Origin of the sequence: Microlunatus aurantiacus (genome assembly GCF_039536605.1) — a bacterium.
In the GTDB taxonomy this organism is placed as follows: Bacteria; Actinomycetota; Actinomycetes; order Propionibacteriales; family Propionibacteriaceae; genus Microlunatus; species Microlunatus aurantiacus.
In genome coordinates this window covers 796002-819099 of sequence record NZ_BAAAYX010000002.1, presented here as the reverse complement: position 1 = coordinate 819099, position 23098 = coordinate 796002, and the positions used below count along the sequence as shown (strand labels likewise).

Annotated in this window: 19 protein-coding genes; 9 read left to right on the top strand and 10 right to left on the bottom strand. The window is 72.6% G+C overall.

All coding sequences use genetic code 11. From position 1 onward, the window contains the following. Positions 1-12 precede the first annotated feature (12 nt). The 3 genes from ABD714_RS03940 to ABD714_RS03930 all read right to left on the bottom strand — a co-directional run bounded on the left by ABD714_RS03940 (position 13) and on the right by ABD714_RS03930 (position 4468). Positions 13-2343: a ComEC/Rec2 family competence protein gene (locus ABD714_RS03940; protein WP_344810961.1), complete on the bottom strand. Its 2331-nt coding sequence runs from the start codon at positions 2341-2343 to the stop codon at positions 13-15. Positions 2344-2435: 92 nt separating this feature from the next. Next, entirely contained in the window at positions 2436-3485 is a 1050-nt protein-coding gene (locus ABD714_RS03935; RefSeq protein ID WP_344810960.1) for a helix-hairpin-helix domain-containing protein, read from the bottom strand. A gap of 116 nt (positions 3486-3601) precedes the next feature. Beyond that, positions 3602-4468, bottom strand: coding sequence for a DegV family protein (locus tag ABD714_RS03930; protein ID WP_344810959.1), 867 nt, complete (start codon positions 4466-4468; stop codon positions 3602-3604). Between the two features lie 58 nt (positions 4469-4526). Here ABD714_RS03930 and ABD714_RS03925 point away from each other — a divergent pair, with 58 nt between their 5' ends. Together ABD714_RS03925 and ABD714_RS03920 are read left to right on the top strand one after the other, a co-directional pair. Beyond that, a complete protein-coding gene (locus ABD714_RS03925; protein ID WP_344810958.1) occupies positions 4527-5489 on the top strand; it encodes a GNAT family N-acetyltransferase in 963 nt (320 codons plus the stop codon). Further along, positions 5489-6517: an endonuclease/exonuclease/phosphatase family protein gene (locus ABD714_RS03920; protein ID WP_344810957.1), complete on the top strand. Its 1029-nt coding sequence runs from the start codon at positions 5489-5491 to the stop codon at positions 6515-6517. The genes ABD714_RS03925 and ABD714_RS03920 overlap by 1 nt, the downstream gene beginning before the upstream one ends. Positions 6518-6800: 283 nt before the next feature. Here ABD714_RS03920 and leuS read toward each other — a convergent pair whose 3' ends face one another. Next, positions 6801-9323: a leucine--tRNA ligase gene (leuS, locus tag ABD714_RS03915; protein ID WP_344810956.1), complete on the bottom strand. Its 2523-nt coding sequence runs from the start codon at positions 9321-9323 to the stop codon at positions 6801-6803. A gap of 257 nt (positions 9324-9580) precedes the next feature. Then, the gene (locus ABD714_RS03910) at positions 9581-10348 is read right to left on the bottom strand and encodes an SDR family NAD(P)-dependent oxidoreductase (RefSeq protein WP_344810955.1); all 768 of its coding nucleotides are present in this window, start codon (positions 10346-10348) and stop codon (positions 9581-9583) included. A gap of 19 nt (positions 10349-10367) precedes the next feature. On the opposite strand from ABD714_RS03910, the gene ABD714_RS03905 reads away from it, so the two are divergent. Together ABD714_RS03905 and ABD714_RS03900 are read left to right on the top strand one after the other, a co-directional pair. Then, a complete protein-coding gene (locus ABD714_RS03905; protein ID WP_344810954.1) occupies positions 10368-11546 on the top strand; it encodes a DNA glycosylase AlkZ-like family protein in 1179 nt (392 codons plus the stop codon). Next, on the top strand, positions 11536-12003 hold the full coding sequence (locus ABD714_RS03900; protein WP_344810953.1) for an NUDIX hydrolase: 468 nt from the start codon (positions 11536-11538) through the stop codon (positions 12001-12003). The genes ABD714_RS03905 and ABD714_RS03900 overlap by 11 nt, the downstream gene beginning before the upstream one ends. A 115-nt stretch (positions 12004-12118) precedes the next feature. Here ABD714_RS03900 and ABD714_RS03895 read toward each other — a convergent pair whose 3' ends face one another. From ABD714_RS03895 to galE, 3 genes are read right to left on the bottom strand one after another with little or no spacing between them, the layout of a single operon-like run. Further along, the gene (locus ABD714_RS03895) at positions 12119-12499 is read right to left on the bottom strand and encodes an ArsR/SmtB family transcription factor (protein ID WP_344810952.1); all 381 of its coding nucleotides are present in this window, start codon (positions 12497-12499) and stop codon (positions 12119-12121) included. A 2-nt stretch (positions 12500-12501) separates the two neighbouring features. Next, positions 12502-13161 (bottom strand): SRPBCC family protein, encoded by a 660-nt coding sequence (locus ABD714_RS03890; protein WP_344810951.1) that lies wholly within the window; start codon positions 13159-13161, stop codon positions 12502-12504. Between the two features lie 56 nt (positions 13162-13217). Continuing rightward, complete coding sequence (galE, locus tag ABD714_RS03885) at positions 13218-14177, bottom strand: UDP-glucose 4-epimerase GalE (protein WP_344810950.1); 960 nt, start codon at positions 14175-14177, stop codon at positions 13218-13220. Between the two features lie 247 nt (positions 14178-14424). Here galE and ABD714_RS03880 point away from each other — a divergent pair, with 247 nt between their 5' ends. Genes ABD714_RS03880 through ABD714_RS03870 form a run of 3 tightly spaced genes read left to right on the top strand, consistent with a single transcriptional unit; the run spans position 14425 to position 18478 of the window. Beyond that, positions 14425-15789: an ammonium transporter gene (locus tag ABD714_RS03880; protein ID WP_344810949.1), complete on the top strand. Its 1365-nt coding sequence runs from the start codon at positions 14425-14427 to the stop codon at positions 15787-15789. Further along, the gene (locus tag ABD714_RS03875) at positions 15786-16124 is read left to right on the top strand and encodes a P-II family nitrogen regulator (protein WP_344810948.1); all 339 of its coding nucleotides are present in this window, start codon (positions 15786-15788) and stop codon (positions 16122-16124) included. The genes ABD714_RS03880 and ABD714_RS03875 overlap by 4 nt, the downstream gene beginning before the upstream one ends. Then, positions 16058-18478 carry a [protein-PII] uridylyltransferase gene (locus ABD714_RS03870; RefSeq protein WP_344811274.1) on the top strand — a complete coding sequence of 807 codons (2421 nt, stop codon included), beginning with the start codon at positions 16058-16060 and terminating at the stop codon, positions 18476-18478. Before ABD714_RS03875 ends, ABD714_RS03870 begins: the two co-directional genes overlap by 67 nt. Positions 18479-19130: 652 nt before the next feature. Here the strand turns inward: ABD714_RS03870 and ABD714_RS03865 are convergent. Together ABD714_RS03865 and ABD714_RS03860 are read right to left on the bottom strand one after the other, a co-directional pair. After that, positions 19131-20093 (bottom strand): carbohydrate kinase family protein, encoded by a 963-nt coding sequence (locus ABD714_RS03865; RefSeq protein ID WP_344810947.1) that lies wholly within the window; start codon positions 20091-20093, stop codon positions 19131-19133. A 128-nt stretch (positions 20094-20221) separates the two neighbouring features. Beyond that, positions 20222-21223, bottom strand: a complete 1002-nt coding sequence (locus ABD714_RS03860) for a DUF4192 domain-containing protein (protein WP_344810945.1) — start codon at positions 21221-21223, stop codon at positions 20222-20224. Between the two features lie 150 nt (positions 21224-21373). Between ABD714_RS03860 and ABD714_RS03855 the strand changes: the two genes are divergently transcribed. Together ABD714_RS03855 and ABD714_RS03850 are read left to right on the top strand one after the other, a co-directional pair. Further along, entirely contained in the window at positions 21374-22054 is a 681-nt protein-coding gene (locus ABD714_RS03855; RefSeq protein WP_344810944.1) for a DUF4352 domain-containing protein, read from the top strand. 56 nt (positions 22055-22110) lie between these two features. Continuing rightward, entirely contained in the window at positions 22111-23082 is a 972-nt protein-coding gene (locus ABD714_RS03850) for an aldose epimerase family protein (protein WP_344810943.1), read from the top strand. Positions 23083-23098 lie beyond the last annotated feature (16 nt).

Here is a 23098-nt window from a genome sequence, read left to right as displayed (position 1 = left end):
TGTCACCCCCGCTCAGCGCTGGGTGACGGCGGCGAGCCGCCCGTCGCGGTCGGTGATCGCGATGCTGCCCTGCTGGTCGGTGCGCAGCACGGTCATGCCCAGGTGCGTTGCGAGGCGCAGCGTGCTGGGGGCCGGATGGCCGTAGGAGTTGCCCTCCCCGGCGCTGGCCACGGCGATCCGGGCACCGGTCGCCGCGAAGAACGCAGGATCTTGTCGACGCGAACCGTGGTGCGGGATCTTCAACAGGTCCGCCGACAGATCGGCACCGGTGGCCAGGATCCGGGCCTGCCCGTCGGGTTCGACGTCACCGGTGAGCAGCACCGTCAGATCGTCGACCCCGACGCGCAGCACCAGACTCGCGTCGTTCTCGGCGCCGGACTCGGCCGATTCCCCCGCGTCCGCCGAGCGGCCCCCGGCACCACCCCCAGCCGCACCACGGGGCAGACCCACCGGTCCCAGCACCTGCCACCACACCCCTCCCACCCGCCCGGTCTCCCCGACCGGAGGCGAACGCACCACCGCCCCCGACGCCCGCGCCAGCGCTGCCACCTCGGCGGCCTCCGCCGACGGCGACGCGTACGGACTCACCCACACCTGGCCGACCGGCAACCGACCCAGCACCCCGGACAGCCCGTCGACGTGATCGGCGTGGAAGTGCGTCAGCACCACCACCGGCACCGACCTGATCCGCAACCCGGCCAGGCACCGCCGGATCGCCACCGGGTCCGGACCCACGTCGACCACCACCGCCTGTCCCGGGCCGGCCCGCAGCACCAGGCCGTCACCCTGACCGACCGCGCACGCCACCACGCGCCACTCCCGCGGCGGCCACCCCGGCTGAACCGGCCCGGTCAGCATCCCCGCCGCCATCAGCACCGACCCGGCCAGCGCCCACCAGCGATGACGGGCCAGGACACGCACCGAGACACCGGCCGCCAGCGCCACCACCCCGAGGACCCCCAACGCCACCGGGGTCGCGGGCCACTGCCACGACGAGCCCGGCAGGGCGGCACCGACCTGGGCCACCCAGATGATCACCTGCGCGCACCACGACGCACACCACCCCGCCGCCGCGGCCGGCCAGGGACTCACCAACGACAGACCCGCCGCCGCGAACCCCAGCACGGTCGCCGGCCCCACGAACGGGCCCGCCAGCGCGTTGGCCAGCAGCCCGGAGACGCTCACCGCTCCCGACAACGCCGCCACCACCGGCAACGTGGCCAGGTGCGCCGCCAACGGCACCGCCACCGCCTCCGCCACCGGACGCGGCAACCACACCGCCACCGCCACCCAGGACGACGCCCACCAGACGATCCCCGCGCTGGCCAGCACCGACAGCGCGAACCCCACCGATCTCGCCAGGAAGGGATCCAGCATCACCAGCACCAGCACCGCCACACTCAGCTGCCGCAACCCCTTGCGGCCACCCCCGGCCCCCAAGGCCGCCAGTGCCACCAACCCCATGGCCGCCGCCCGCAGGACGCTCGGCTCGGTCCGGCACAAGGCGACGAACACCACCACCCCGCCCAGGCCGACCCCCCGCAGCCACCACCCCCGCACCCCCGACCACTTCGCCGCGAACAGCAGGAACGCCAGCAGCAGCGTCAGGTTCGCGCCCGAGACGGCGGTCAGATGGGTCAGCCCGGTGGCCTGGAAGCTCCGCTGCAGGTCGTCGGTCATGGCCGAGGTGTCGCCGAGGACGAGCGCCGGGACGAGCGCCCGGGGTTCCGGCGGGCGGTGCGCGACGGCGGTCCGCAGCCCCTCGCGGACGCGCTCCACCACCAGCAGCGAACGGCTCGGCGGTGCCCGGACGTCGGCACCCTGGCGGACCCGCAGGACGGCGGCGATGTCCGATCCCCGGTCCACCGTCTCCAACCGTCCGGTGACGCGGACGCTGCTGCCGACCAGCACCCGCCGCCAGGACTCGACCGCCTGATCGCCGCCGATGACGAGCAGCACCGGGGACCGCACGGCCCAGGTCCGCCCGCGCCCGCTGATCGTCTCCACCCGCACGCGGACTGTCGCGTACCCGCCGAACTGGCCGGTCCGGACCTGCGGGTCGCTTCGCACCAGGACGTCGGCAGCGACCACGGCGCGGGATCTGGCCAGGTCCGCCACCGGCCCGTGGGTCACCCCCTGCGCCACCAGGCCACCCACGACGACGCTGCCGAGCAGGGCCAGGGCGGCAGCGGCCACGACCACGAGGCGACGCCGGCGGGCGATCCCGGCTGCTGCCGACGACACCACCAGCACGACCACGACCGTCGTCACCGACCACCGGTCCGGACCGGTCAGCCCGGTGCCCAGCCACGCCCCGGCCCACCCCGCTGCCGCCACCGGCACCAGTCGGACGTCGTGATCCGGTCGCGGTCTCGAACCGCGGCCGGACACCTCCTCCTCCGACTCCGCGTCCGTCGCCGGCGACCCGGCGCCGCTCACACCCGGCACAGCGGTGCGAGCTTCGCGTACGTCTTGGGCCCGACGCCGTCGATCTCCTGCAGCTCCTCGATCCGGCTGAAGCGGCCGTTCTCGGTGCGCCAGGCCACGATCTTGCCCGCCATCACCGGCCCGACGCCGGGCAGCTCCTCCAGCTCCGCCGGTGAGGCGCTGTTCAGGTTCACCGGCTGTCCCGACCCACCCCCGCCCGACCCACCCCCGCCCGCCCCATTTCCGCTCGACCCACCCCCGCTCGCGGAGCCGTCCCGCACCTCCCCCGCCGGCTTGTTCTTGGTGCCCACGACGATCTGCTGCCCGTCGGTGACCGCTTGGGCCAGGTTGAGCTCACCCGGGTCGGCCTTGCCGGTGAGCCCGCCGGCGGCGTCGATGGCGTCCTGGACCCGGTCCCCGCTCCGGAGGTCGACCAGACCGGGTCGGCGTACCGCGCCCAGCACGTGCACCACCACCCCGGCGGTCGACGCGATCGCGCTGGGACCGGACGTCTCCGCCGGTCCAGCCGGGGCGGCGGGGGATCCGCCGACGGGGGGCGTTCCGGGGCCGGTGGCCGGCGGTGGGGTGACGGCCACCGCCACCGGGCGAGCCCGCAGGACCGCCCAGCCGGCCACCAGGATGGCGAGCACGATGATCACCGCCACCACCAGCAGGTGGGGGCGACGGAATCCGGTCAGCGCACCGAGCAACCCCGGACCGGGCAGCCCGGCACCGGTCGGGGGAAGCTCGGCGACACGTGGTCGTCGGCCGCTCGCCCGGACCGGGTCGGTGGGCCTGGACCGGGCGCCGGTCGGTGGCGGTGAGCCGGCCGCTCGCGGCCCCGACCGAGCTCCCGGAAGGGGCTCCGGCTGGCCCCGGTCGACCCGATGGCTCGGCGGGCGGCTCGCACCAGCCTGACCGCTCGTCGCGCTCCCGGGGTCGGTCCCGCCCGGTGATGTCGCGGACCGGTGGTCGGGCCCGTTCTCCTGCAGCAGCCACTGCAGCCGCTGCTCCACCAGGCGCGCGGTCTCCGGGTCGATCCGATCTCGGCGGGGCATGTCCAGAACCTAAGGACGGTGCCCCGTTGTCGTACGGGGTCGCCGGCAGGCTGTGGACACCGCTCGAGGTCGCGATCCTCCTGTGGACAACCGGACCGGTCGCGCGCGGACGGGCCTCAGTCGAGGGGCGAGACCACCACTCCCACCGTGCCCGGACCGCAGTGCACTCCGAGCACGGCACTGATCTCGGACACCGTGACCGAGACGCCCCCGGCGTCGCGGCCCCGGAGCGTACGGGCCAGCCGGTCGGCGGCCGACCGGTTGTCCAGGTGCACCACAGCCACGTCGGCTCCGCCCGTCGAGCCCGTCAGTGCCTCGAGAGCCAGCTCCTCCAGACGCGCCAGAGCTCGCGACATCGTCCGCACCCGCTCGTACGGGGTGATCCGACCGTCGGTGACCGTGAGCAACGGCTTGACCGCCAGGGCCGATCCGAGCAGGGCCTGGGCGGCGCCGATCCGCCCACCACGGCGCAGGTACTCCAGGCTCTCCACGCAGAAGTACGTCGACGCGCCGGCCGCGCGTCGCCGAGCGATCCCGGCCACCTCCTCGGCCCCGGCCCCGTACCGGGCCGCCGAGGCCGCCGCGAGAGCGGCGAACCCACAGGCCGCAGCCACCGTCCGGCTGTCCACCACCGTCACCGGGATCGACGCCGACCGGGCGGCCAGCTCGGCCGCGTCGACAGTGCTGGAGATCGCCCCGCTGAGGTGCACCGAGACGATCGACGTGGCGCCGCGCTCCGCCGCCGCCGCGTACGCCAGGTCGAAGGCCTCCGGGGACGGGCGCGAGGTCGACACGGTCCGTCCCTCCCGGAGGGCGGCGGCCACCGCGCCGGGCGACAACGTTCCGGCGCTCGGACGAAAGGACTCCGGGCGGCTCGTACCGTCCACGATGACCTGCAGCGGGACGACGACCACGCCGGCCCGATCCGCCACGTCGGGGGCCAGGGACGACGTAGAGTCGGTCACCACCGCGACGCCGGACATGGCGCCACCCTAGGCGAACGGACTCCCCTGGGCGGTACGGGAACCGAGGAGCATCTGCATGACCGTCCGGACCCGACGTGTCTGGCGCGTCTCCACCGGGACCCTGGCAGCGGTCTGGATCTTCGTCGCCGCCGCCGGTGTGGGAGTGCCGGCGCTCGCGGTGCTCACCTACCTCCGCTCGGGGGATCTGCTGATCGCGGTCTTCCTCGCCGTGCTGGCCGCGGCAGCTGTGGTCTACGGCTGGCGGTTCGGTCTGCACCCTCGGCTGATCGCCGGGCCGGACGGGGTCGAGGTGGTCAACCCCGGTCGGCGGACCCATCTCGACTGGGACGACCTCACGGTGATCGCCCCCGGGGAGAACGGTCTGGTCCTGGGTACGGAGGTCGCGCGGACCGAGGCCTGGTGCGTGCAGAAGTCGCGCTCGGCCACCACGAAGGGGCGCAGCACCCGAGCGGACCGGGTCGTCGCCGAGCTGGAGGACCTGCAGGACCGGTTCGATCCGCCGCTGGAGGACGACCAGACCGGCATCCGCCTCCGGCGGGCGCGGCAGGCCGATCTCGAGCTGCTGACGGCCATCGAGCGGGCCGCGAGCGAGGCCGGACTAGGTCACGTCTTCGACGCGGCGGAGCATCCTTACCCCACCGCCGAGGTCCGCCGGCGCTGGCGACGACTCCTCCGCGACCGCCAGGTGCAGCTGCGAGTGCTGGAGGAACACGCCATGCCGGTCGGGCTGGTCGCCTGGGACAGCCGCGGGCAGCTGCGCCACCTGGCCGTCTCCCCCCGGTACGCCCGCCAGGGGCACGGCTCGCTGCTGCTGCAGTACGCGACCGAGGAGCTGATGGCCACCGGCACCCGGGAGCTGTCGCTGTGGGTGCTGGAGGACAACCTCCAGGCGCGCGGCTTCTACCGCTCCCGTGGGTGGCGGGACACCGACGAGCGGTCCGACAGCGAGTACCCCCCGCACCCGGTGGAGCTGAAGATGGTGCGCACCAACCCGGCGGCCCCCCGTCGGCGCGCCTGATGGGATCGGTCGACGACGCCTGGGACACCCGCCGGCACGTCCGGGCGGGGCAGGGGTGGCTGGTCAGTCTCGGACTGCTGAGTCTGGTGCCGGCCCTCGTGGCCACGGCCCTGCGGATCGTGCCGCCCACCGACGACGGCCCCGCTCTGCTGGCGTCGTTCATCCCGTACGGGCTCGTGTTGTGGGTGCCGGCGCTGCTGCTGCTCGGCGTCGCCGCGCTCCGAGCCAGGCGCAGCGCGGCTTTCGCCCGCGTCAGTCTGGTGATGCTCACGCTGGTCGTCCTGGTCGGGCTGCTCGCCGCGCTCGCCTGGCAGGGACCTGCATGGGTCCCGAACGACCGGCCGGTCGCCACGGATCCGCTGACCGTGGTCAGCCTCAACGTCCGCGCCGGCGCCGCCGATCCCGCGATCGTCGCCGAAGCCGCTCGGGGCGCCGACGTCGTGGCCTTCGTCGAGGCCAGCCCCAGCTGGGTCGAGGCCCTGCCCGCGGCGTTCCGCGAGGAGCTGCCGTACGGGGTCGGCGCACCGCTGCAGTTCGACAGCGGGTCGGTGATCTTCTCCCGCTACCCCATCACGTCGTCCGAGGCCCTGCCGGCCAGCTCCTTCCAGCAGTGGTCCGCGGTGGTCGACACGCCCCAGCTCGGGCCGCTCCGGGTGGTCGCGGTCCATCCGTGCAACCCGTTCTGTGGACCGGGACTGTGGTCGACCGAGCACACCGAGCTGCGGCAGTACGTCGCCCGGCTGGACGACACCCCGACGGTCGTGGCCGGCGACTTCAACGCCGTGGACGACCACGGACCCATGCGGGACCTGTACGCCGACGGGTGGCGCAGTGCCGCGGACCTGGCCGGCTCGGGTTTCGTCCGCACCTACCCGGCCGACCGGCGCTTCCCGCCGCTGATCGGCATCGACCACGTCCTGGTCGACGCGCCGCTGACCGCCACGTCGCTCCAGACCTTCGAGGTCCCCGGCACCGACCACCTCGGCCTCCGCGCCGTCCTCGCCGGCACCGCTCCCCCCACCCGCTGACGCCCCCTTTCGCATGCCCACGCCCCGCCTGCAGAGGGGGCGTCAGACTGCAAAAGGGGGCGTCAGCAGGTTCTTGGACCGGTGTTTGCTCAATCAGCGCCCGTCACGACGAGCGCCAGCGAGGAGCGACACCCGTCGCGAGCGGCCGCGCAGCGGAGCGCCCGGTCCTGTCTGGACTGAGAAGCGCGCAGACAGCGCTTCACCGTCTGCGCGCGCCGAGGGAAGTCAGGACCACTCGGCGAGCAGCGGAGCAGCGAGTGACGACCAACACAGCGAGTGACGACTAGCGAGGCACGATGCTGACCAGCTTGGGCGCCCGCACGATCACCTTGGCGATCTCCCGGCCGGCCAGGCTGCGCACCACGGCCTCCTCGGCCAGCGCCTGGTCCCGCAGCTCGTCCTCGGTGATGTCCGGGGACACCTCCAGCCGGGCGCGGACCTTGCCCTGCACCTGGACGACGCAGGTCACGGTCTCGGTGACCAGCAGCGCCGGGTCGAACCGCGGCCAGGTCGCCTTGGCCACGGACGGCGCGTGGCCCAGGGCCTCCCACATCTCCTCCGCGATGTACGGGGCGATCAGGCTCAGCACCACCGTGACGATCTCGGCGGTCTCGCGGACGGCCGGGTCCGCCGGACCGGCACCGGCGTCGGCCACCTTCCGGGCGGCGTTCACCAGCTCCATCACCCGGGCGACCACCACGTTGAACCGCTGCCCGGCCATGCAGTCGTCGATGTCGGCCAGCAGCCGGTGGGTGGTCTGCCGTAGGCCCGCGTCCCCGGTGGCGGGATCGACTCCGGGTGCGCTGGACACGTCGTGCGCCAGGCGGTGGGCCCGCTGCAGGAACTTCGCCGACCCGCCCGGCGACATGTCGGCCCAGTCGATGTCCTCCTCGGGCGGACCGGCGAACACCACCGTCAGGCGAACCGCGTCGACGCCGTACGCGTCGATCTGCTCGCCCAGGTCCACGCCGTTGCCCAGGGACTTGCTCATCGACTTGCCCTGGTTGATCACCTGGCCCTGGTTCAGCAGCCGCTGCATCGGCTCGTCGAAGTCGACCAGCCCCATGTCGTGCAGGACCTTGGTGAAGAACCGCATGTACAGCAGGTGCAGGATCGCGTGCTCGACCCCGCCGACGTACTGCGCGACCGGCATCCACCGGCGGACGTCGTCGGGGTCGAACGGTCCCTCGACGTCGCCGGGAGAGCAGTAGCGGAAAAAGTACCAGGACGAGTCGACGAAGGTGTCCATCGTGTCGGTGTCCCGCTGGGCCGGGCCGCCGCAGGAGGGGCAGTCGACGTTCACCCAGTCGGTCGCGCTCGCCAGCGGCGACACGCCCTTGGGCGCCAGCGCGGCACCGCTCAGCTCCGGCAGGGTCACCGGCAGCTGGTCGTCGGGCACCGCCACCTCACCGCAGTCCGGGCAGTGGATGATCGGGATCGGACAGCCCCAGTAGCGCTGGCGGCTCAGCAGCCAGTCGCGCAGCCGGAAGGTGACAGCACCCTTGCCGACCCCGGCCTCCTCCAGCTGGCCGACGATCGTCGACACCCCGGCGGCCTTGTCGGTCAGCCCGTCCAGGGGACCCGAGTTGACGTACGTGCCGTCACCCGGCGTCGCGACACCCGAGGTGGCCGGGTCCGGCTGGCCGGTGGAGATGACCTCGATCACCGGCAGGTCGTAGGTGCGGGCGAAGTCCAGGTCGCGCTGGTCGTGAGCCGGCACGGCCATCACCGCGCCGGTCCCGTAGTCGGCCAGCACGTAGTCGGCGGCGTAGACCGGGATCCGCTCGTTGTTGACCGGGTTGGTCGCGTGGACGCCCAGGAACACCCCGGTCTTGGGGCGGTCGGTGGCCTGCCGCTCGATCTCGGTGGCCAGCTTCACCTGGTCCAGGTAGGCCTCGAACTCCGCACGGCGGTCGTCGGCGACGATCTGCGCGGCCAGCTCACCCTCGGGGGCCACCACGAAGAAGGTGGCGCCGTACAGGGTGTCGGGGCGGGTGGTGAACACGGTCACGGGGTCGGCGTGGCCGTCGATCTCGAAGTCCACGTAGGCGCCCTCGGACCGACCGATCCAGTTGCGCTGCATGGCCAGCACCCGCTCGGGCCAGCCGCCCTCCAGGTCGGCCATGTCGTCCAGCAGGCGCTGGGCGTACTCGGTGGTCTTGAAGTACCACTGGGTCAGTCGCCGCTTGGTGACGATGGCGCCGCAGCGCTCGCAGGCACCGTTGACCACCTGCTCGTTCGCCAGCACGGTCTGGTCGTGGGGGCACCAGTTGACGTACGACGCCTTGCGGTGGGCCAGGCCGCGCTCGCGGAACCGCAGGAACAGCCACTGGGTCCAGCGGTAGTACTCGGGGTCGGAGGTGTGCAGCCGCCGGCTCCAGTCGAAGCTCAGACCGTAGCGCCGGAAGGACGTGGCCTGGGTCTCGATGTTGGCGTAGGTCCACTCGGCGGGATGCGTGTTGTTCTTGATCGCGGCGTTCTCGGCGGGCAGCCCGAAGGAGTCCCAGCCGATCGGGTGCAGCACGTCGTAGCCCTGCAGCTTCAGGTGCCGGGCCACGATGTCGCCCATCACGAACGCCTCCGCGTGGCCCATGTGCAGGTCGCCGGAGGGGTACGGGAACATGTCCAGCACGTAGCGCCGCTCAGCCGAGCCGTCGTCGGCCGGGACGAAGGTCTGGTCCGCCGCCCAGAACGCCTGCCAGCGCTGCTGCGCCGCCGCGGGGTCGTACCGGTGCTCCGCATCGCCGTCGTAGCGGTGCTCAGCCTCCGTCGGGTCGTCGACGGTCGGCGCACTCTGCTCAGTCATGTCTCTCCTCGGTCGTCGTGCTCCTGGTCGCCCGGGGTCGCCGGGCATGAAAAAGCCCCTGCGGCCGATCTCGGCACGAGGGGCTGCCGCGCAGACCTGGTGGTCGCGCGGCTAGGTAAGGAGCACTCGGCGATGCATGAGTCCAGCCTAGCGCAGCAGGTCCGTCAGGATCCCGTCGTTTCGGCGTTCGCTGCGTCTTCGGTGGGAGTTCATCACCGTTCTCGGTGACGAACTCCCACTCAAGACCCGGGTGCGGCTCAGTAGACCGTGTAGCCGCCGTCCATCACCAGGACTGACCCGGTCATGAAGGCCGAGGCGTCCGAGGCCAGGAACACCACCGCCGGGGCGAGCTCCTCCGGCAGCGCGAACCGCTGCTGGGGGGCGTCGTCGATCCAGCGGGCCTTGAACTCGGGCTGGTCGACCGGCGCCATCTCCGTCTTCACGTAGCCCGGGGCGAGCGCGTTGACTCGGATGTCGTACGGCGCCCACTCCGCGGCCAGCGACTTGGTCAGCTGGTGCACCGCGGCCTTGGAGGCGTTGTAGGCCGGTTGCCACTGCGGCCGGTTGACGATCAGCGCGGAGATGGAGCCGATGTTGACGATGGAGCCACCGCCGGCGGTGCGGAAGTGCCGGGCGGCCGCCCGGGACACCTGCCAGAGCGCCTTGACGTTGAGGTCGAAGACGTCGTCCCACTCGCTGTCGGGCACGTCCAGCGCCGGCCGGTGGTAGCAGATGCCCGCGTTGTTGACCACGATGTCCAGTCCGCCCAGGGCGTCGACGGCGTGCTGCACCACGGTGTCGGCGGAGGCAGTGATGTCGCCGGCCAGGGCCACGGTCGGCAGACCCAGGTCGGCCAGCCGCTGCTGGGCCTCGGCGTTGGCCGAGGCGTTCCGGGAGGCGAAGGCCACCGAGGCGCCGGCTTCGGCTAGCCCCTGGGTCAGGGCGTACCCGATCCCCCGGTTGCCTCCGGTCACCAGGGCCTTCTTGCCGGTCAGCGCGAACGTGTCGAGAACGGGTCGGGTCATGGGTCATAGGGTGCCAGCCATGCGGCAGTGGAGCGAGGAGGACCTGCGCCGGGGCACCCTGCGTCGCCAGTTCCCCGCTCCCTTGGACGGCTCGGCGCCGGCCACCCGCGAGACGGTGCTGACCGTCGTCGACCGGATCGCCCCGATCCAGTCCCAGGCCCCCCGGGCCCCGTTCGCGACCATCGCGGCGCGCCTGCCCGGGGCCGCGTACGCCGATCTGGTGGCCCTGTTCGAGAGCCACGACCTGGTCAAGGCCAGCACCCTGCGAGGCACCGTCTTCACCAGCGGCCGGGAGCAGTTCGGGTGGAGTGAGCGGATCGCCCGGGAGGGGCGGGTCGCGTTCCTGGCCACCCAGACCAAGGTGCCTCCGGATCACGTCCGGGCGCTGCTCGCCGCGGTGGAGGACGCGGCGACCGACTGGCGGCCCTGGGACGACCTGCTCGACCACGCCCGCGGGCTGATGGCGGCCGGACCGCCCGAGCTCGCCGGGCGCGCCGACCAGGTGCGCTTCCTGCTCTGGGGGCAGGCCGGGCTGCTCCGCCGACCGCCGGACAGCGCCTGGCACAAGCGCACCGACGTGTGGCGTCGCTCCGCCGCGCGCGCCCTGCCCGAGCTCCCGGCGTACGGCTTCGACGAGGCCGTGCTGGCCATGGTCGAGCGGCACCTGCGGGCGTACGGGCCGGTCACCGTCGACGACGTCTGCTTCTACCTCGGCATCCGCAAGACGCCGCTGCGGCGGGCCCTGACCGCCCTCGGCGACCGGGTGATCACCGGCGTCGGACCGGACGGCCGGCCGATGCTCGACCTGGACGACGAGCATGCCGCCCGCACCGGGGCACCGGAGGCCGCGAGCGGGGTGCACCTGCTGGCGGAGTTCGACGGGCTGCTGCTCGGCTACGCGAAGGCGGGGCGGTTGCGCTTCCTCGACGCCGCGCAGCTGGGGCGGGTGTGGAGCGCGAAGAACGCCATCTGCGCGCCGATGGTGCTGAGCGAGGGCAGGATCGTCGGTCGCTGGACGACTGTCGGCACGGGCCGCCGGGTCCGGCTGGACGTGACCATGCTCCCGCCGCACCGCCCCGTGGCCGACGCCGCTCTGGCCCCCGCCGCCCGGGCCCTGGAGGCCGCATTGGATCTCGAGGTGCGCGACGTGAGGGTAACGGCCTGGCCCGACCAGGCAGACTCGAGCCGTGGAGCATGACGGCAACGGCTGGGTGAGCTGCGACCTCGGACACCGGCACTGGGGGCGGCACGGGGCCGCCGGGCTGCTGATCGCGGACCTGGGACGTGGCGACGACCCGTGGATCCTGCTGCAGCACCGGGCGGCGTGGACAGCCAGCGGGAACACCTGGGGCATCCCAGGTGGCGCCCGCGACTCCCACGAGTCGTCCGCCGAGGGCGCGTTGCGCGAGGCGGGCGAGGAGACCGGCATCGGCGCGGACGACGTCCGGATCGGCGGCGAGCTGGTCGACGACCACGGCCGGTGGGCGTACGTCACCGTGCTGGCGACCCTGGTCGGCCCGGTGGTCCTGGTCCCGCAGGAGGAGTCGGCCGAGCTCCGCTGGGTGCCCGCCACGCGGGTGACCGAGCTCGATCTGCACCCCGGCTTCGCGGCGACCTGGCCGGTGCTGCGAGAGCGACTCGTCGACGGCGGCTGAGGTTCGAGCAGGAGGTTCGGGCACCTTCCCGGTCACAGAAGCGTGTCCCGATCTCCTTCTCGGCCGACCGCACCGGGACGCCGCACCGGGACCCCCCGGCCCACCGCGACGGGGTTCAACCGACGTGAGTGCTCGATCCCTCGCCGGGGCCCGCCTCAGGACCAGCCGTCCGGCGGCGCTCTCGTCGCCCGCGCACGAGCTCGGTCTCCAGCGCGTCCAGCGGCTGCTGCCACGGATCGGCGAACTGGTCGAACCAGGTCACCGCCTCCCCCATCCGGTCTCGGTCGATCCGGTACAGCCGGGACGTGCCGACCGCCCGGACGGTCACCAGACCGCTCTCCCGGAGCACCTTCAGGTGCTGCGACGTGGCGGGTTGGGAGAGCCCGAGCTCGTCGGCCAGACCGGCCGCGACCGCACCGGCCGACACCTCGCCCGGCCCCAGCAGCTCCAGGATCCGGCGGCGTACGGGCTCGCCCAGCACGTCGAGCACGTGCATCCTCAGGCCGGCTCGCCGGGTTCGCCGGACTCGCCCCGGTAGAACGCGCCGGTGGCGGCACCCGCCTCACGCGCGGTCTCCGGATCAGCGCCGGCCTCGATGTCGGCCTGCGCCCAGCCGTCCGCGCAGCCGGTCGAGAACGCCTTGCCCTCCTGCGAGAGCGACCAGGCCTCCGCCTGGGCCGGGTCCACGTCCGGCGCCCCGGCGAGGTGCTGACCGAGACCGAGCAGGGACAGGTCCCAGCCGACCCCGGTGGCCCCCGGACCGAACTGGCGCCAGAAGTCGTTGTCGGTGTGCTGGGTGTGGCGCAGCTCGAGGAGGGTGCCGTCGGCGACCTCGGTGAGCTCGACCGCCAACCAGCTGACCGCTCCCATGAACTCCCAGGTCATCGCGAACCGGTGCGGCGGCTCACAGCTCTGGATCTCACCGCCCGCATTCCCCTCGACCTGGTAGCGACCTCCCCGCTCGAGGTCGCCCGTGACCGGGGCGAACCACCGCGGCAGCCGCTCGACGGAGGTCAGCGCGTCCCACAGGTCGGCGATGTCGGCGCGGTAGGAGCGACGTGCGGTGACGACGCGGGCCGGGAGGCCGTCGACCTCGGTCGGGACGACGCGACGGTCGGTGGCCCGGACGAGCGCGATCGGGTCGGTGGTGGTGTCCATGACCCTGACTCTATTGGCGGTCGCTTATATAAGTCAATACCGATAATACGGCGCGATCACTGCGCGGCTTCGCGCGCCTCCCAGGCGGAGCGCACCATGTCGTCGACGGTGTGCCGCATCTGCCAGTCGAGGTCCCGGGCGGCGAGGCGGCCCTCGGCGACGATGACGGCCGGGTCGCCGGGACGGCGGTCCTTCACCTCGGGGGTGAACTCGATGCCGGTCACCCGCGCGACCGCCTCCATGATCTGTCGCACCGACAGCCCGTCACCGCTCCCGAGGTTGTAGACCGGCTCCAGCGCCGTCCCGGCCTCGAGTGCCTTGGCCGCCGCCAGGTGCGAGGTCGCCAGATCGGCCACGTGGACGTAGTCGCGGACGCAGGTGCCGTCGGGGGTGGCGTAGTCGCCGCCGTTGATGAACGGGGTCTTCCCCGCCACCAGGGCGTCGAACACGATCGGGAACAGGTTGTGCGGGCTGGTGTCACGCAGCTCCGGGGTGCCCGAGCCGACCACGTTGAAGTAGCGCAGCGACGTGTGGGCCAGCGTGGTCGCCTTGGCCTGGTCGCGGAGCAGCCACTCCCCGATCAGCTTCGACTCCCCGTACGGGGACTCGGGCCGGGTCGGGCTGTCCTCGGTGACCAGGTCGGTGTCGGGGGTCCCGTACACCGCGGCGCTGGAGGAGAACACCATCCGCTCGACCCCGTGGGCCGCCATCGACTCCAGCAGCACCACCGTGCCGGTGACGTTCTGGGTGTAGGTGTGCAGCGGGCGGCTGACCGAGACCCCGGCGTACTTGAAGCCGGCCAGGTGCACCACGCCGCTGACCCCGCCGGCCAGGGCCTCGTCCACCGCGGCGCGGTCGACCAGGGAGCCGTCCACGAACGGGACGTCCTCGGGCACGAACGCGCGATGCCCGCTGGACAGGTCGTCCAGCACCACGCAGTCGATGCCCTCGTCCCGGAACGCCCGCACCACGTGCGAGCCGATGTAGCCGGCCCCGCCGGTCACCAACCACGTCATGCTCGAGACCCTAGCGATCGGGTGAGCCGGATCACCTGACGGGTCCGCTGAGGACGACCTCTCCGTAGTACCGCGTCCGTCGAAACTCGGCTGTCACAGGACAGCAACATCTGTGACGCGCTCGTAACCTGACGCGTCTTCCGCGCAACACGCGTCGACCAGAGTGCTCCCTAACCTCGCACGTCCACCGGATCCAGCCGTGCCGGGGTTTCGTCCCAGTCCAGTCTCCTTCACCGAAAGAAGAAGCATGACTCCACTCGAACTGAATTCAGGCGACACCGCCTGGATGCTGACATCGGCGGCCCTCGTGCTCCTGATGACACCGGGCCTGGCGCTCTTCTACGGCGGCATGGTCCGCGCCAAGAGCGTCCTCAACATGATGATGATGAGCTTCGGCGCGCTCGCCCTCATCTCCGTCCTCTGGGTGCTGTACGGCTACTCGATGGCCTTCGGCAACGACGTGGGCTTCGGCCTGCTCGGCAACCCGACCGAGTTCCTCGGACTCAAGGGCCTGATGGAGGACACCGACGCCACCTACCCGGCGATGGCCTTCGTCGCCTTCCAGGCCGTGTTCGCCATCATCACCGTGGCCCTGATCTCCGGCGCCATCGCCGACCGCGCGAAGTTCAGCACCTGGCTGATCTTCTCCGGCATCTGGGCCACCGTGGTCTACTTCCCGATCGCCCACTGGGTGTTCGACTTCACCCTCACTGACGACAACGACGTGGTCACCCACGTCGGCGGTTGGATCGCCAACAACCTCAAGGCGCTCGACTTCGCCGGCGGCACCGCGGTCCACATCAACGCCGGTGCGGCGGGTCTCGCCCTCGCCCTGGTGCTGGGTAAGCGGATCGGGTGGAAGAAGGACCCGATGCGTCCGCACAACCTGACGCTGGTCATGCTCGGCGCCGGCCTGCTGTGGTTCGGCTGGTTCGGCTTCAACGCCGGTTCCGCGGTCTCGGCGGGCAACACCGCCGCCGTGGCCTTCGTCAACACCCTGGTCGCCACCGGCGCGGCGTCGCTGGCCTGGCTGCTGACGGAGAAGATCCGGGACGGGCACGCCACCTCCTTGGGTGCGGCCTCCGGTGTCGTCGCCGGTCTGGTGGCCATCACGCCGGCCGCCAACTCGGTCAGCCCGATCGGCTCGATCATCCTCGGTGCCGTGGCCGGTGTGCTCTGCGCCCTGGCCGTCGGCCTGAAGTACAAGCTCGGCTACGACGACTCCCTCGACGTGGTCGGCGTGCACCTGGTGGGTGGCCTCTGGGGCACCATCTCCATCGGCTTCCTGGCGACGGCCGCGGCGCCCGCGGGTGTCGACGGCCTCTTCTACGGCGGCGGTGTCGACCAGCTGTGGCGCCAGGCCGTGGGTGCGTTCAGCGTGCTCATCGTGTCGTTCGTGCTGACGTACCTGATCGGACTGCTGCTGGAGAAGACCATCGGCTTCCGGATCAGCCGCGAGGAGGAGCTCGAGGGCATCGACAGCGTCGAGCACGCCGAGACCGGTTACGACCTCAACCCGCTCGGCTCGATCGGCCGCGGAGCCACCTTCGGCAGCAGCCACCGCGTCGACGAGGATGAGCCCAGCAACTCAGACCAGGAGGTGACGGCATGAAGCTCGTGACTGCGATCATCAAGCCCCACATGCTCGACGAAGTGAAGACGGCCCTCGAGTCCTTCGGGGTCGAGGGGATGACGGTCAGCGAAGCCCAGGGCTTCGGCCGTCAGCGGGGCCACACCGAGGTCTACCGCGGTGCCGAGTACACCGTGGACCTGGTCCCGAAGGTGAGGCTTGAGGTGCTCGTGGACGACGAGGATGCCAAGGACATCATCGACGTCCTGGTCAAGAGCGCACGGACCGGCCGCATCGGTGACGGCAAGGTCTGGTCCGTACCCGTGGACGACATCGTCCGCGTGCGTACGGGAGAGCGCGGGCTGGACGCGCTCTGAAGCGTGACCTGACCTCTGAGCGCCTCAACGTCGCGATCCGGTCCACGTGGTCTTCCACCTCTGGGCCGGATCGTCGGCGTTTGATGACCGATCGCATCGAGGAAGCGCTGGTCGAGCTGTACGCCGCCGCCGGTGGTCCGGCCTCCGGGGTCGCGCTGGCCGCGGTCGGCAGCCTGGCCCGGCGCGAGCTCGGCCCCCGGTCCGACATCGACCTGGTGCTGCTGCACGACGGCAAGGACCAGGACCGGATCAACACGCTGGCCGAGGGCCTGTGGTATCCGCTGTGGGACAGCTCGGTCCGGCTGGACCACTCCGTCCGCACCCCGGCCGAGTGCGCCGACGTGGCGGGACGCGAGCTGAGTGCGGGGGTCGGCCTGCTCGATCTCCGGGTCGTCGTGGGCGACGACGAGCTGGTCCGCGGAGCGCGGACCGCGCTGTTGTCGGCCTGGCGGGCCAACGCTCGCAAGCGGCTCCCCGAGCTGCTGGCGGCGCTGGAGGAGCGGCACGAGTCGTTCGGTGACGCCGCCTACCTGCTGGAGCCCGACCTCAAGGAGGCCCGCGGCGGCTTCCGGGACATGATCATGCTGCGCGCGCTGGCCGCCACCTGGCTGACGGACCGCCCGCACTCCGGGGTCAAGGACCCGTACGAGCGGTTGCTCGACGTCCGCGACGCCCTCCACCTCAGCTCGGGCCGCACCATGGACCGGCTGCTGGCCACCGAGGTCGACGACGTGGCCACCCGGCTCGGCTACACCGACGCCGACGACCTCCGGCGCGCCGTGAGCATGGCGGCCCGCCGGATCGGCCACGCCGTCGACCTGACCAGCCGGGCCGCGCGCCAGGTGCTGCCGGTCCGGCGCAAGCTCTCGTTCGTGCGGCGGGAGCGACGACCCGAGTACACCCAGGCCCCCCACGGTCTGATCGTGCACCAGGGCGAGGTCGGCCTGGACCGGCTGACCAGCCCCACCACTCCCCTGCTCGACCTCCGCGCGGCCGCCCTGGCCGCTCAGCGTGGGCTCGTCCTGTCCCCGGTCACCGCCGACAACCTCGGCGAGCACGCGCCGCCGCTGCCGACCCCGTGGCCCGAGGAGGCGCGGGTCCCGCTGTTCGAGCTGCTGTCGAGCGGTTCGGCCCTGCTGCCGGTCTGGGAGTCGCTCGACCTCGCCGGCTGCATCATCCGCTGGTTCCCCGCCTGGCAGGGCATCTCCGCCCGACCTCAGCACAACCCGGTGCACCGCCACACCGTGGACCGGCACTCGGTGCAGTGCGTGGCCGAGGTGCAGCGCCACCTGACCCAGGTCGAGCGACCCGACCTGCTGCTGCTCGCCTGTCTGCTGCACGACATCGGCAAGCTCCCGGGGGCGGGAGCGGCTCACCCGGTCGTCGGTGCGCCGGTCGCGCGGCGGATCGCCACGGACGTCGGACTGCCCGACGCGGACGCGGAGCTGGTCGAGCGGCTGGTCCGTGAGCACCTCACCCTGGCCGATCTGGCCACCCGCCGGGACCACGGCGACCCGGCCACCGTCGACGCGCTGGTGGCCGCGGTGGACGGACGGCTGGAGACGCTGCAGATGCTGCGGTACCTGACCGAGGCCGACGCCAAGGCGGCCGGTCCGGCCGCCTGGTCGCCGTGGCGGGCGCAGCTGGTGAACGCGCTCGCCGACAGCGTGGAGTCGCTGCTGGTCGGCGAGGCACCGGACCTGCCGGTCAACGACCTGGTCGATCTCGGCCTGGCCCGGTCGGTGCGCCTGGACGGTCGGCCGCGGGTGCTGGTCGAATCCAAGCCGGGTGGCATGCAGCTGGTGATCGCGGCCAGCGACCGGCTCGGGCTGTTCTCGGACACGGCCGGGCTGCTGGCTTCCCACTCGGTGTCGGTGCGTTCCGCGGCCCTGCACACCGTCGACGGGGTGGCGGTCAACACCTGGCGGGTCGACAAGCAGAGCCCTTCCGACCTCCCCGACCAGGCCCTGCTGGTGCAGGAGCTGGACCGGCTCGAGGACGGCGACTCCTCGATGCTGCGGATGGTGCGCAAGCGGGAGGCGCGGACGGCGCAGCGCACCGACCTGGCCCCGCCGTTCGTCGAGGTGGTGCCCGGAGCCAGCGCCACCGCCGCCGTGGTCGAGGTCCGCACCGGCGATCGCAGCGGGTTGCTGTACGCCTACGGTCGCGGTCTCAGCGACCGACGGCTCTCGGTCCGGTCGGCTCACGTCGGCACCCTGGCCGGTCAGGCGATCGGCACCTTCTACGTGACCGAGGCCGACGGGTCGCTCCCCTCGACGGAGCGCACGGCTGAGGCCGTCCGCGTCCTCCGTGACGCCGCCGCCGGGAACGAGATCGCCAGCGACCAGGCCTAGGCCCTCGTGGGTGGGTCGGACGCGCAGCCCCCGTACGTGACTCCGCGGCGGGACCAGGTCGCGTGAACCGGCACCGGTGCGCCGTCCGTGACTCCGCGGCGAGATCCGGCCGCATGAACCGCCACCGGTGCACCGTGCGTGACTCCGCGGCGAGATCCGGCTGCGCGAACCGCCACCGGTGCGCCGTACGTGACTCCGCGGCGCGATCCTGCCCCGCGCGAACCGCCACCGGTGCACCGTGCGTGACTCCGCGGCGCGATCCGGTCGCGCGAACCGGCACGGATACGCCGTACGTGACTCCGCGGCGAGATCCGGCCGCGCGAACCGCCACCGCACCGTTGCTGACTCCGCGGCGGCATCCGGGCGCGCGAACCGCCACCGGCGCGCCGTTCGTGACTCGACGGCGCGATCCGGTCGCGCGAACCGGCACGGATGCGCCGTACGTGACTCCGCGGCGAGATCCGGCCGCGCGAACCGCCACAGATGCACCGTGCGTGACTCCGCGGCGGGATCAGGCCACCTGGACCGCCGCGGGCGCGGGCCCCTGGGTTCTCCGGGACCGGCGGGGGGGCGACAGGACCCGACTCGCTGGACTCAGACCCGCTGGACTCAGACCCGCTGGACTCAGACTCGCGGAGTCAGGCCAACGGAGTCAGACGCGGCTGGCGGCCCGGGTCTGGATCAGGGCGTCCACCTCGTCGGCTGTCGGCGGCTGGGCGCCCCGGCGGGAGCAGACGATCGAGGCGGCCGCGGCGCCCCGCAGCAGGGAGGACTCCAGGTCCAGCTGCCGACCGACGTGTCCGTCGAGGAAACCGGCCATGAAGGTGTCCCCCGCCCCCACGGTGTCGACCACCTGGGTCGGGAAGCCCTTCACTGCGGTGCGGTGTCCCTCGGGGTCGACCGCCACCGCGCCACCGGGCCCGAGGGTCACCACGCCGAGGCCGATGCCGTACTGGGCGACCCAGTCGGCGAGCACGTCCACCGGGTCGCTGCCGGGGGCCTCCACCTGGGCCAGGAACTCCACGTCCTCGTCGCTGGCCTTGAGGATGCCCTTGTGCTGACCGACCACCCGCAGCCAGGGCCGGACCTTCGCCCAGTACTCCTCGGGGTCGGTGATCACCGTGGGGCGGACGTTGATGTCGTACGAGATGCCGGACTTCAGGCCGTGCGACCAGTCCAGGAGCACGTCGCTGCCCGGGCTGACGACGCAGGCCAGCGAGGCGATGTGCAGCCAGTCGCCGTGCCCGAGGGTCGGCAGGTCCGCCTCCTGCCAGCCGAAGTTGGCGGTGTCGGAGAAGTGGAAGGTGTAGCTGGCCTTGCCCTCGTCGTCCAGGCTGACCACCGCCAGCGAGGTGGCCTGCGACGACTCGGTCGCCAGGTCCAGCGCCACCCCGGCCGCCTCGATGTGCCCGCGCAGCTGCGCGCCGAAGGCGTCCCGCGACAGCCGGCCCAGGAAGTGCACGTCCGCGCCGAGGTCGCCGAGGGCCACTGCGCTGTTCATCGGGCCCCCGGCCGACATGGCCGACCACGACGAGCTGAGGAAGCCGCCGGAATGGTCGTCGACCTGGATGAGGTCGATCAGGGTCTCGCCGCACACAACGAACCGGGTTGTCATGGGGGCCAACCTAACGGAGTCGTCGACCGCCCGGCCAGGCGCTGTCACCTCTCCACCCGGCCGACCTGCCCGACCGGTCGGCTGGGTGGTCGGGTCCAGAGGAGGACGGCGAGCGGCGCCGACCCCGCTCAGTGCACCTGGCTGCGCAGCTCCGCGGCGATGGCGTCGAACTGCCGCGGCGGGATCGCCTGCTCGCTGATGTCCCGGCACAGCCACAGCAGGGAGTAGTCCGGATCGACCTCCTCCAGCCGGTCGATGCAGCAGTTGAGCAGCGCACCGTTGCCGCTGAGCCAGCCGGCGATCGCCAGCAGCCCCAGCGGGGCGGCCTCGTACGGCGGGACCGCGACCGCGACCACCCGACGCCACAGCTGCAGGTGCTCGTCCGCCCGCGGTCGCGTCATCAGCGCCCACGCCACGTCCCGGACGGCGACGTCCTGGGCGAGCACCGCCAGCTCGATCGCCTGCACCTCGTCGGTGGTCCCGGTGTGCAGCGAGCTCTCGACGAGCCGCTTCATCAGCTGCCGGCGGCGGCGGCCACCGCTGCCGGCCACCCGTGCGGCGACCTCGCTCGTCGCCCGGCCCAGACGGTCTCGCTCGGAGGCCGGCGGCGGAGCGGTCAGCGCGGCGATCTCCTCGCGGGTGGCCGTGGCCGAGATGCCCGCCAGGACCGCCTGCGCGGCGAGCGGGTGCGCGCCGACGTCGTACGGTCGGCCCTCGGGCGTGCAGCACCCCTCGGCGCAGCGTCCCTCCTCACAGCACACCGACCACCAGCGCCCGCCCGACACCGCGAGCACGTCCAGCAGGTCCCAGGGAACCTGGTCGGCGAGGTCCCGCATCACGCCGCGGACGCTGTCGTCGGCGCTGTAGCCGATCATCACCAACGAGCGGCTGCCGACCCGCGATCCCACCTGCTCGAGCTGGTCGAGCAGACCTTCGATGTCAGCCACGGCGGCCAGGTCGATCCGGGCGGTCACCGCGATCCGCCGGTCGCGGACGAACGCGACGACCAGCGACTCGACCGGGTGGAAGCCCAGCAGGTACGGGACGATGCCGAGGATGTCGCCGGGCTCGCGGACCCGCAGGACGGTCGGACGGGGGGTCGGGGCGGGAGCAGGTGCGCGTCGTGTCATACCTGCACACAAAGGACGCGGAGCGGATCCGACCGGGGGCGACGGCGATCTGTGGACAGGGCTCGAGGCGGTGATCGGCCTGTGGACGACGAGGACCCCGGCCTGGCCTCGCGAGGGCCTGGGCACCGGGTCGCGGGGTAGCGTGGCGGCGTGAGCGAGCCGACCGGTCCCGGCATGGGCCGACCCAGCGGACCCGGGTTCACCGGACCGCCGCTGACCGGCCCCGGTCCGCTCGGTGGTACGCCCGCTCGTCCCCTTCTCTCGCCCGGAGCCCCTCCGCCGACACGCCCGCGGCGGCCCGCCGGCCCGCCCGGGTCCCCGTGGCCGACCGTCCTCACCGTGCTGGCCCTGGCTCTGGTGGCGGTGATCGTGGTCGTGGCGAGCGTCGTCGCCGGTCGGGAGGACGTCCGCCGGGCAACCCCTCGGCCGGTCCCTCCGCCGGCCGCCACGGCCACCCCGCCGGCCGGGGACAGGATCGAGTTCACCACCAGCACGGGCAGCGGTGTGCTGGAGATCGTGGACCACGGCTGGAACTCCGACGGCAGCGACATCGACACCCCGGGCTCGCTGCTGACCGTCAACGTGCGGATCAGCGCCTCGAGCGGGCTGCTGCTCTACGGTCCGGACTCCTTCCAGGCCTTCGACCGGTCCGGCGACCTGTTCGACCCCGAGGTGCTGGCCGACTCCTCGACCGCGCTGGAGACCGGCACCCTGTCCGCCGGTCAGCAGGTGACGGGGACGGTGGCCTTCGACATCCCGCGGGGTGGCGTGACGCTGCTGATGAGTGACGAGAGCTCACGGACGGTCACCGCACTCAAGGTGCCTGACTGACGCTCAAGGTGCCGGACCCACCGGGTGAGGGCGCTCCGTCGCTCTATCCTGTCCGGGTGCCTGACCCCGAAGTGCTCGTCGTCCGCGGCTGGGAGGTCCTGCGTCTGACCTCGGAGGGCCTGGTCGTCGATCTCGTGCCGGCCCTGGGCGGCACCGTCATCTCCCTGCGCCGCCGCCGAGACGAGCTGGAGCTGCTGTGGCAGACCCCGTGGGGGCTGCGTCACCGGGGCTCGGTCGACCTGCCGGGGTCGGCGGAGGCGGCGATGTACGACAGCTCTCCGGGTGGCTGGCACTCCGTCTTCCCCAACGGCGGCGACAGCGCCACCGCCCACGGCGCCGAGTGGGGCTTCGACGGCGAGGCGCGGCTCACCTGGCTGGACTGGCGGTTGGAGGGCACGAAGCTGGTCCTCAGCGGGCGCCTGGTCCGCTCGCCCTTCGAGATCGTCCGCACCGTCGTGCTGCGGGACGACCAGCTCACCATCACCGACACGGTGACCAACGTGGGCGCCGAGCACGTCGACGTCATGTGGGGTCAGCAGATCGCCCTCGGCGGTGCCCTGATCGGTCCCGACACCGTGGTGCACGCCGGTTCGACGACAGTCCGGTCCGATCCGCGGCTGGCCTCGTCCGCGTCCTACGACGACTTGATGCCCTGGCCGCGGGCGTACGGGCAGCGCGGCCTGGTGAACCTGCGCGGGGTCGGCCGTGAGGACACGCCCGAGAGCCGACTGGCCTACCTGTCGGACTTCACCGAGGCCGTGATCCGGGTCCGTCGGCCCAGTCAGGACCTGACCGTCGAGCTGAGCTGGGACGAGCTGCTCTGGCCACACGTCTGGTACGCCCTGGAGACCGGGGCCAGCAAGGGGTTCCCCTGGTTCGGCACAGGTCGCTACCTGGCTTTCGCCCCCGGCACGAGCTGGCCGGCGCACGGGCTGCACGACGCGCGCCGGATCTCCAGCACGCTGCTGCGGATCCACCCCAAGGGCACCCGGAGCGCCTCCCTGGCGGTTCGCGTGACCGGCGCCTAGGCCTCGCGGACGGACC

Excerpts from the sequence above, each read along its gene's own strand:
- ABD714_RS03880 (WP_344810949.1), top strand. The coding sequence starts at position 14,425 with ATGACTCCACTCGAACTGAATTCAGGCGACACCGCCTGGATGCTGACA.
- ABD714_RS03935 (WP_344810960.1), bottom strand. The coding sequence starts at position 3,485 with ATGCCCCGCCGAGATCGGATCGACCCGGAGACCGCGCGCCTGGTGGAG.
- ABD714_RS03930 (WP_344810959.1), bottom strand. The coding sequence starts at position 4,468 with ATGTCCGGCGTCGCGGTGGTGACCGACTCTACGTCGTCCCTGGCCCCC.
- leuS (WP_344810956.1), bottom strand. The coding sequence starts at position 9,323 with ATGACTGAGCAGAGTGCGCCGACCGTCGACGACCCGACGGAGGCTGAG.
- ABD714_RS03920 (WP_344810957.1), top strand. The coding sequence starts at position 5,489 with ATGGGATCGGTCGACGACGCCTGGGACACCCGCCGGCACGTCCGGGCG.
- ABD714_RS03890 (WP_344810951.1), bottom strand. The coding sequence starts at position 13,161 with ATGGACACCACCACCGACCCGATCGCGCTCGTCCGGGCCACCGACCGT.
- ABD714_RS03905 (WP_344810954.1), top strand. The coding sequence starts at position 10,368 with ATGCGGCAGTGGAGCGAGGAGGACCTGCGCCGGGGCACCCTGCGTCGC.
- ABD714_RS03925 (WP_344810958.1), top strand. The coding sequence starts at position 4,527 with ATGACCGTCCGGACCCGACGTGTCTGGCGCGTCTCCACCGGGACCCTG.
- ABD714_RS03860 (WP_344810945.1), bottom strand. The coding sequence starts at position 21,223 with ATGACACGACGCGCACCTGCTCCCGCCCCGACCCCCCGTCCGACCGTC.
- ABD714_RS03865 (WP_344810947.1), bottom strand. The coding sequence starts at position 20,093 with ATGACAACCCGGTTCGTTGTGTGCGGCGAGACCCTGATCGACCTCATC.
- ABD714_RS03910 (WP_344810955.1), bottom strand. The coding sequence starts at position 10,348 with ATGACCCGACCCGTTCTCGACACGTTCGCGCTGACCGGCAAGAAGGCC.
- ABD714_RS03895 (WP_344810952.1), bottom strand. The coding sequence starts at position 12,499 with ATGCACGTGCTCGACGTGCTGGGCGAGCCCGTACGCCGCCGGATCCTG.
- galE (WP_344810950.1), bottom strand. The coding sequence starts at position 14,177 with ATGACGTGGTTGGTGACCGGCGGGGCCGGCTACATCGGCTCGCACGTG.
- ABD714_RS03875 (WP_344810948.1), top strand. The coding sequence starts at position 15,786 with ATGAAGCTCGTGACTGCGATCATCAAGCCCCACATGCTCGACGAAGTG.